The 8715-nt window shown below is 58.6% G+C and carries 7 protein-coding genes; 4 read left to right on the top strand and 3 right to left on the bottom strand.

What is annotated here, in order from left to right:
* Both O3648_RS00810 and O3648_RS00805 read left to right on the top strand, forming a co-directional pair.
* The coding region (locus O3648_RS00810) for a UvrB/UvrC motif-containing protein (protein ID WP_371567831.1) at positions 1-590 on the top strand (590 nt) is incomplete at its 5' end.
* Between the two features lie 121 nt (positions 591-711).
* On the top strand, positions 712-1242 hold the full coding sequence (locus O3648_RS00805; protein ID WP_279755036.1) for a hypothetical protein: 531 nt from the start codon (positions 712-714) through the stop codon (positions 1240-1242).
* Between the two features lie 153 nt (positions 1243-1395).
* Here O3648_RS00805 and O3648_RS00800 read toward each other — a convergent pair whose 3' ends face one another.
* Positions 1396-1839 (bottom strand): winged helix-turn-helix transcriptional regulator, encoded by a 444-nt coding sequence (locus tag O3648_RS00800; RefSeq protein ID WP_371567828.1) that lies wholly within the window; start codon positions 1837-1839, stop codon positions 1396-1398.
* Between the two features lie 189 nt (positions 1840-2028).
* Here O3648_RS00800 and O3648_RS00795 point away from each other — a divergent pair, with 189 nt between their 5' ends.
* Complete coding sequence (locus tag O3648_RS00795; RefSeq protein ID WP_279755035.1) at positions 2029-2631, top strand: NAD(P)-dependent oxidoreductase; 603 nt, start codon at positions 2029-2031, stop codon at positions 2629-2631.
* A 324-nt stretch (positions 2632-2955) separates the two neighbouring features.
* Positions 2956-4158 carry a TerC family protein gene (locus O3648_RS00790; RefSeq protein ID WP_279755034.1) on the top strand — a complete coding sequence of 401 codons (1203 nt, stop codon included), beginning with the start codon at positions 2956-2958 and terminating at the stop codon, positions 4156-4158.
* Between the two features lie 95 nt (positions 4159-4253).
* Here O3648_RS00790 and O3648_RS00785 read toward each other — a convergent pair whose 3' ends face one another.
* Positions 4254-5705 carry an alpha/beta fold hydrolase gene (locus O3648_RS00785; RefSeq protein ID WP_371567824.1) on the bottom strand — a complete coding sequence of 484 codons (1452 nt, stop codon included), beginning with the start codon at positions 5703-5705 and terminating at the stop codon, positions 4254-4256.
* Between the two features lie 81 nt (positions 5706-5786).
* Positions 5787-8387 carry an RNA helicase gene (locus O3648_RS00780; RefSeq protein WP_279740707.1) on the bottom strand — a complete coding sequence of 867 codons (2601 nt, stop codon included), beginning with the start codon at positions 8385-8387 and terminating at the stop codon, positions 5787-5789.
* Positions 8388-8715: the final 328 nt, after the last annotated feature.

The raw sequence follows: 8715 nt of genomic DNA, 5'->3' as shown, positions 1-8715 counted from the left end.
TTCTGGATGCCGATAAGGAAGGCTTCCTGCGTTCGACCACGTCGCTGATTCAGACCATTGGTCGTGCGGCGCGTAATGTGTCCGGTCAGGTGCACATGTACGCCGATAAGATGACGGATTCGATGCGCGTGGCGATTGATGAGACGAACCGCCGCCGCGAAATTCAGCAGTCGTACAACCGTGAGCACGGTATTGACCCGCAGCCTCTGCGGAAGAAGATTGCCGATATTACGGATGTTCTCGCCCGCGAGGAAGAGGATACCCGCGAGCTTCTGCAGTTGCGGAAGAGCGGTAAGAAGGGTGCCCGGACGGTGAGTGCGGGTGTGAAGACCGGTTCTGCGACCTCGTCGAAGATTGCCACGAGCACCCCGGAGTCGGAGGAGCTTCTCGCCCGTGCGGAGGCGCGTGTTCGTGCCGACGGCCTGGCGGCGGCACCTGCCGAAGATCTGCTGGATTTGATTGAGCAGATGAGCGAGCAGATGCGCGTGGCGGCAGAGAACCTGCAGTTTGAGTTGGCGGCACGTCTGCGTGATGAGCTTGCCGATTTGAAGAAGGAGTTGCGCCTGATGAAGGAGGCAGGCCACGCCTAAACCCGGTGTTCTAAGCCCGGTGTTTAGGGTCCCGACTTGGGTTTTTCGCCATGAGGTAACTTATCGTTCATGAACTTCCACTGGGTGCAGATACATGATGTAGACTATCAAGGTATTTTACGTGTCAAATAACACCTTGATGTTTCTGAACGACGAAGAAAAATCTGCGACTACTGTGAATCAATCTCCAGACGCACACACTACGGGAGCTCGTTTTGTTACCCGCCGCAACCTCACCCGCGGCGCACTCTGGGCTGTGCCCGCTATTGCTGACTCCACGGCGGTGCCCGTATTCGCTGTTTCGGCTGATGATTGCAAGGCGGTTCAGGGGCCAGACTTTACCCATGGTGAAATCATTGACCGTCAGATCTTCACCACTGACCCGACCGGTAAGGCGGCCGTCATGACCCGCAACGGCAAGACTCAGACCGTTCGGGGTCAGGTCATTCCGTTTGCATCGAGCATGAATGATCAAGCGACGGACATCTCTGCGCGTTTTGCGCTGTGTGGCGATAAGCTCATGGAAGGCATGTACCAGTTTGAGGTGGTTATTACCGTCCCGATGATTCATGAGAACGGCACAGTGGATACCAACAAGCAGGTAAACCCGATTGCTTTCACCCCGCCGACCTTCAACATGGTCTCCTCATAGAATGAAATATAGAAGTAGCCTTCCCCGTAATAGTTCACGGGGAGGGTTACTTTGATATGGGGTTGCTGTACGGTATTGAGCTGTGCGGTGCCTCTCTACACTGCGTTTTTATATACTATGCCGCTCTATGCTGTACTTTTTACGTTGCGCCTTTTACACGTCGCCGTTCTCTAGTGCGGTGGCGTCGTAGCGCTCGCGGGCTTCGAGTACCGCCTGCATATTGTCCTGCGCCCAGTGGCGCAGGGCGGACATCGGCTCAATGAGGGTCATACCGAGCGTGGTCAGTTCGTAGTCCACGCGCGGCGGAATGGATGCGGTGACCCGACGTTCTACCAGGCCGTCACGTTCCATGGAGCGCAGGGTCTGGGTGAGGACCTTGGGGGAGACACCCTGAATACTTACCTTGAGTTCGCCGAAGCGGGCGACGGGCTGTTCGGAGAGCACCGCAACAATGAGCGGGGTCCACCGGTCGGTGAGGTGGCGCATCACGGTGCGGGAGGGGCAGGCGCTGGTGAGAATATTGGCGCGCAGGTCGTCCTGCTGGGTGCAGGTGCTTACTGCAGTTTCGTGTGTGGGGGAGGTGAGCGGGGTGGTCATAGCTGCTGTCTTTTCAATCTGCCAAGGGGCTGTTTTAGGGGTGGAGAGGGGGCGAAAAATATTTTTAAATATTTTCTACGCATCTCCAATAGTTACCTTGAGGTACCTGGTTTCTAATAGATACTATAAAACCATTACGCGGAACACCGCAAGAAAAACTACAGAAGACCTACCCGAAAAGAACCCCTCATGAACATCGCAATCATCGGCGCAACCGGCATGGTCGGCGCACGCACCGCAGCAGAAGCAATCTCCCGCGGCCACCAGGTCGATGCATACACCCGCTCCGGCAAGGCACCCGAAGGCACCACCGCCCACAGCATCGACCTTACAGATACCGCGGCACTGGTCGACATCGTCAACAACCACGACGTCACCATCGTCGCCGTTCCGGGCGGTCGCGGCACCTCCGCGCAGCCGGTCATCGACGCACACCGTGCGCTAATCGCGGCAGCACCTACCGGTCGACTGCTGGTCGTCGGTGGTGCTGGCTCCCTTGAGGACGGCAACGGCAACCGTTTCGTTGATAGCGAAGGCTTCCCGGAAGAGTACAAGCCCGAGGCGAAGGCGTTCGCGCAGATTCTCGACGATTACCGCGCATCCGAGGGTCTGAACTGGACCATGCTCTCCCCGGCGTTTGAAATCGCACCGGGTGAGCGCACCGGCAAGTACAACACCACACTGGACACCCCCGCAGGCGAGTTCGTTAGCGCCGAGGATTTTGCTGTCGCCCTGATTGATGAGGTAGAAGAGCCTAAGCACGCGGGCCGCCGCTTCACCGTTGCCAACTAGTAACAGCGCCAACTCATAGCGTCGCCAGCTAGACCCCCAACTAGGCAGTGCTTATTCATCACCCGAAACGCCGCATCCGTCAGGTCACCCCTGCCGGATGCGGCGTTTCGGTACATCTCGCTCCTGAAAGTTCTCCCGGAGGGGCTCCTGCGTAAAAACCCCAACCTGCTGTATAATCGTTCACCGAGCAAGGGAGTATCCCACCAATCGACTCATCGTCAGCACGTTAGCCGAAGGCGTCTAACCGGTGAATCGAGCCGACCTCCATTCAGGTCGGCGGGAGAGACTTGTGGTCCTGTACGCACACCACAAGAAAGGCTCCCCATGGAAGTTACCGGGTTGCAATGGTTGGTTACTATTCTCATCATCGCGGGTCTATTGGCCTTCGACTTCGTGTTCCACGTCCGTAAGGCGCACGAACCCACCGTCAAGGAAGCGGCCATCTGGTCGAGTATTTACATCAGCATCGCGCTGCTGTTTGGTCTGTACATTTTCGTGACGAACGGCCCCTCCGCAGCTACCGAATTCTACGCAGGCTACATCACCGAAGAAGCTCTCTCGGTCGATAACCTCTTCGTCTTCATGATCATTATGGGCACCTTCCGTGTCACCCGTGAGAATCAGCAGAAGGTCCTGCTCTTCGGTATCGTCTTTGCGATCCTGGCGCGTGGCTCCTTCATCTTTGCCGGCGCAGCAATCATCAACTCCTTCGCCTGGGTGTTTTACATCTTCGGCCTGATCCTGCTCATGACCGCAGGTAACCTGCTCAAGGATGAAATCACCGACGGCGACGGTGACGACGAAGCAGACAACATTATGGTCCGCCTCGCCAAGAAGTACCTGAAGACCAGCGACCACTTCGACGGCGACAAGCTCTTCACCATCGAAAACGGCAAGCGTGTCATGACCCCCATGATGCTCGTCATGGTCGCTATCGCCGGTTCCGACCTGCTCTTCGCACTCGACTCGATCCCCGCGATCTTCGGCCTCACCCAGTCGGTCTACATTGTGTTTACTGCGACCGCATTCTCACTTATGGGTCTGCGCCAGCTGTACTTCCTTATTGACGGTCTGCTGGACCGCCTCATCTACCTCTCCTACGGCCTGGCGACCATCCTCGCGTTCATTGGTGCGAAGCTCATCCTGCACGCAATGCACGAGAACAACCTGCCGTTCATTAACCACGGCGAGCCCGTGCACGTGGTCGAAATCAGCACCGAAATGTCGCTGATGGTCATTGTGGGCGTTCTAATCATTACCGTGCTTGCTTCGCTGCTCAGTCCCAAGGGCCGCGCACTGCAGACCATCCAGCGTGTTCAGGCGCTCTCCGAGAAGTACCTGGCACTGCCCGAGGACGCACCCGCCGCCGAGCGTGCAGACATCACCGTCCGCTGGCAACAGGAAACCGAGAAGCTCAACGCCATTCCCGCCAAGCTGCGTGAAGAGCTGATCGAGAAGGAAGACGAATACCACACCCTCGTGATGCGTGCCCGCACCGCACAGGATGCGCACTCTTCCTCCAAGTAGTTACTGAGCCTGTAGCCTCACCAGGCTAAGCGCTCACACGAAAGCCCCTCACACCGGATTAACCGGGGTGAGGGGCTTTCGCTATCTTGAAAGTTTTACTGGTTGTGCACCTCAGCCAGCATGTTCTTCAGGTGACCCAGAATGGTCAGAGAGTCAGAACCGAAACCGTCGTGGTGGTGGGTCTTCGAGGTCCACACCTGAGTGTTACCGACCCAGCGAGCGGTCTCCATGGAGTGCTCAAAGTCCACGTACACGTCCGGGTTGTACGCCGCAGCCACTACGGGAACCTCGTTCTTATGCAGCTGTGCGTGGTCGTACAGGCGACCCCAGTCCTTCTTCTCAGCCAGCAGGTTAGCAACCTCAGCCAGCGGACGCAGCGAGGGATCCTCCTCGTAGTACCAGGGGAAGATGTGCTCGCCGGTGAAGAGCAGACGATCTGCATCCGGTGCGAACTCGGGGCGGGAAGCCGCCACGCGAGCAGCAGACCAGTTGGTCGGTGCGGGGGAGGGGGACAGCTCGTAGCCGGGAATGCCGGGCAGAACGCCGTCAGCGGGGCCGTCAGCGTAAATGGTCTCGTGCATCAGGGCGTACAGCGGGTTCGCCTGGAAGGTTACCTCGGCACCCATAGCGGTCAGGAACTGATCGGAGAGGTGGTCGTTACCCTCGGCGAAAGCGGTCTCCAGGAAGTAGTGCAGACCGCGCTCACGCCAGCGGCCACCCAGGAAGTGGCCAGCCATCTGGAAGCGGTGATCGGTCAGACGCTCACCGGTGGGCAGGTACTCCTTGTGGGTGCGTAGGTGCTCAGCGATGCGGGTGGCGAGCTCAGCATCCTCGGGGAACCAGCTGTAGTACTCCTCAACACGTTCCTTCATTCGGTCGAAGGTGTGCTGGTAGACGTTATCCACCGAGGTACGAATCGGTGCCAGACCCGCAGTGATGCGGCAGTCACGCAGCGACTGAGGTGCGAACGACAGGTAGGACAGAGTCAGGAAGCCACCGAAAGACTGACCAATGGTGGACCAGCGCTTGTCTGCACGGTTAGCGAGCAGCACCTCGCGGACAGCCTCAGCGTCAGCAATGATGGAATCCGCCCGGAACAGCTCCGTGTACTCAGCCTGAACCTGCGGGTCACCCACAGCGGTGATGTTGCGAGCAGACAGCGGGGAAGACATGCCGGTACCGCGCTGATCCAGAAGAATCACGCGGTGAGTCTTCGCCAGCTCAGCAATCCAGCCGCCAATGGAGCCGGTCTTCGGCGAACCGAAACCGGGGCCGCCCTGCAGGTACACAATGTAAGGACGCTTATCAGCCGAAACGGTCAGAGTCTCGTTGGTGCTCACGACCTCGCGGGCGAACACGGTGATGGTCTGGTCCGCGAAACGGGAGGAGAGAGCGGCATCCTTGCCCTTGGAAAAAATCAGACCGTGGGTCAGGGGAACCTGGAACCAGTGGTCGGTAATCTCGTAGCCGTCGTGCTTGACGACCGAACCCTTGCGGTACTCAACCTTGGGAAGCGAAGAAACGGTCAACGGTGAACCTTCTTTCATTCAAATAGATAGATACTCTGTATTCTAGCCCACTACGGGCAACATCGTGGCTGAGCCTCGGACGGAGTTTCATTCGGAGTCTTAGAACTCGCCCACGCTCAGAATCTTCAATACCGGGTACCCAGCCTCATCGGAGGCAACCAAATCAACCTCGGCACGAATACCGAAGTCAAAGTTGTCTTCGGGATCGGCGAAGCTCTGCTGAACCTTCCACACGCCCGGATGCGCGGCGGTGTCCTCATCCATGCTGACCAGGCGAGGCGAGCGCGCATCGGCGTCCGTGTAGATGTCGTCGTAGACGTCGAAGTAGTCGTCCATAGCGTCCGCCCAGCGGTCGGCATCCCAGCCGCACCACTCGTCCAGGGCGCCCAGGGCGCGGTCACGCTCCTCAGCGAAGAGCTCCACTCTGCGGAACAGGGCATTGCGCACCATCACACGGAAGGCGCGCAGGTTCTTCGTCACGGCGGGAGGCTCTTCCTCCTCGATGGAGGCGTGCTCGGCGGCAATGGTGGCGGTGTCTTCGCCGGCAGCTAGCTTCTCCCACTCATCCACCAGGGAGGAGTCGGTCTGGCGCACGAGCTCGCCGAGCCACGCGATAATGTCGTCGAGCTCGTCGGTTACGGCAGAATCAGGGATGGTGTGGCGTAGCGCCTTGTACGCGTCAGAGAGGTAGCGCAGAAACACGCCCTCGGCACGTTCCAGCGAGTAGTACTGCACGAAGTCATTGAAGCCCATCGCGCGTTCGTACATGTCACGCACAATCGATTTGGGCCGCGGCTCAAAACGAGCCACCCACGGTGCGGACTGCTTGTAGGTCGTGTACGCCTGCTCAATGAGCTCCGCCAGAGGCTGCGGGTAGGTGACCTTGTCCAGCTCGTTCATGCGTTCGGTGTAGTCCACACCGTCCGCCTTCAGCTGTGCCGACAGCTCGTTCTTTGCCTTGCGTTCCTGCGCGTACAGCACCTGGTTCGGCGATTCCAGGGTCGCCTCGATGAGGGAGAGCGCGTCCAGCGCGTAGCTGGGGGATTCGGGGTCGAGCAGTTCCAGTGCGGCGACCGCAAAAGCGGACAGCGGCTGGTTCAGGGCAAAGTTATCCTGCAAATCCTCGGTCAGGCGCAGGTAGGAGCCGTGCTCGTCCGGGGTGTTGGTTCGCTCAATCACGCCGCCGGTCAGCAGCTCCTTGTAGATACCGATTGCCTTGCGCAGCAGCTCGCGGCGGCGCGCAGGGCTCTCGTGGTTCTGCTGGATGATGCGGTACGCGGCAACGACCGGGTTCTCCGGGCGGTGCATCAGGTTCAGCAGCATCGAGTGGGTGATGTCGAAGGAAGAGGTTAGCGGCTCCGGGGCGGCTTCTACCAGCTGGTCAAAAGTCTTCTCGGACCAGCCAACGAAGCCTTCCGGTGCCTTCTTACGCTTGGAGGACAGTGACTGGTTAATGCGCTTAGTGTCGTCACCGAACTTCGCCTGAGCCTTAGCCAGCAGGCGAGCATTCTCAATATCGTGCTCGGGTGCCTGAACCACCACGGTGCCGGCGGTATCAAAACCGGCGCGGCCGGCGCGTCCAGCAATCTGGTGGAACTCGCGGGCGCGCAGACGACGGCTGCGGGCACCATCAAACTTCGACAGCGCCGTAATCAGCACGGTACGGATGGGAACGTTAATACCCACACCCAGGGTGTCGGTACCGCAAATCACCTTGAGCAGGCCCTCCTGAGCCAGTTGCTCCACCAGGCGGCGGTACTTGGGTAGCATACCCGCGTGGTGAATACCGATACCGGCACGCACCAGCTTATTCAGTGCCTTACCAAAGCCCGGACCGAAACGGAACTTCGCAATCAGCTCCGCGATGCGTTCCTTATCTTCCTTCGAGGCAATAGCCACCGACAGCAGCGCATTCGCCTGCTCCAGCGCCGCCTTCTGCGAGAAATGCACAATATAGACCGGAGTCTGCTTGGTCTGCACGAGCTCCTGCACCGTCTCCTGAACCGGGGTGGTGGAGTAGTAGAAATGCAACGGAATAGGACGCTCAGAATGCGCCACCAGGTCACTCTCACGACCGGTCAGCGCCGTCATCTCCTCCTGGAAGCGAGTCGTATCGCCCAGGGTCGCGCTCATCAGCAGGAACTGCGCCTGCGGAAGCTCCAGCAGGGGAAGCTGCCACGCCCAGCCGCGCTGCGGGTCAGAGTAGAAATGGAACTCGTCCATAATGACCTGGCAGAGGTCCGCATCCTTACCCTCGCGCAGGGCAATATTGGCGAGAATCTCCGCGGTGCAGCAGATAATGGGCGCCTCCGTATTAATGGCGGAGTCGCCGGTAATCATGCCCACGTTCTCGGCACCAAAAATATTGATCAGATCAAAGAACTTCTCAGACACCAGCGCCTTAATGGGGGCGGTATAGTAGGAGCGCTGACCGGTTGCCAGGCCCGTAAAATGCGCGGCAACAGCCACAGTGGACTTACCCGAACCGGTCGGGGTTGCCAGCACCACGTTATGTCCGGCGGCAATGCTCAGAACAGCCTCGTCCTGGGCGGTGTACAGGGTCATGCCCCGGGTCGAAATCCACTCGGTGAAGGATTCATAGATTTCTTCGGCGGTGAGGGGGTTGCTCTTAAAATCGCGTCGATTGTAGTCGCCGGGATTCTCACCCAGCGTGGGAGAAAGAAAATTCAAAATACTCATGAGGATTCCAGTCTATCGGGAATAGCGCGGGTGCGGGGGCGTTATCGTTACGAGGGAACAAACGGGTACTCGCGGAGTGTTTGCGGGGTGTTCGCTGCATCTTTGCAGGGTGGTTGCGGTTCCTTTGCGGAGCGTTCCGGAGGTGCGGTGCCGCGCTAAAGCGGGAATTCCCAAAATTCGTGTAGTGTAGAACAAAGCACTAAAAGTGCAGTGGTGCAAAAACTTGGTGCTTAGAAGGTCGAAAACACAGACCTCCATGTCGTATAAATTGCCACCTAGGTTCAAGTCCTCCGATTGACGCCGGCTCATACCGTGCGGTTGATACACG

This window comes from Rothia sp. 27098_8_161 (assembly GCF_041432905.1).
Taxonomy (GTDB): Bacteria; Actinomycetota; Actinomycetes; order Actinomycetales; family Micrococcaceae; genus Rothia.
This window is presented reverse-complemented; position numbering and strand designations above follow the sequence as displayed.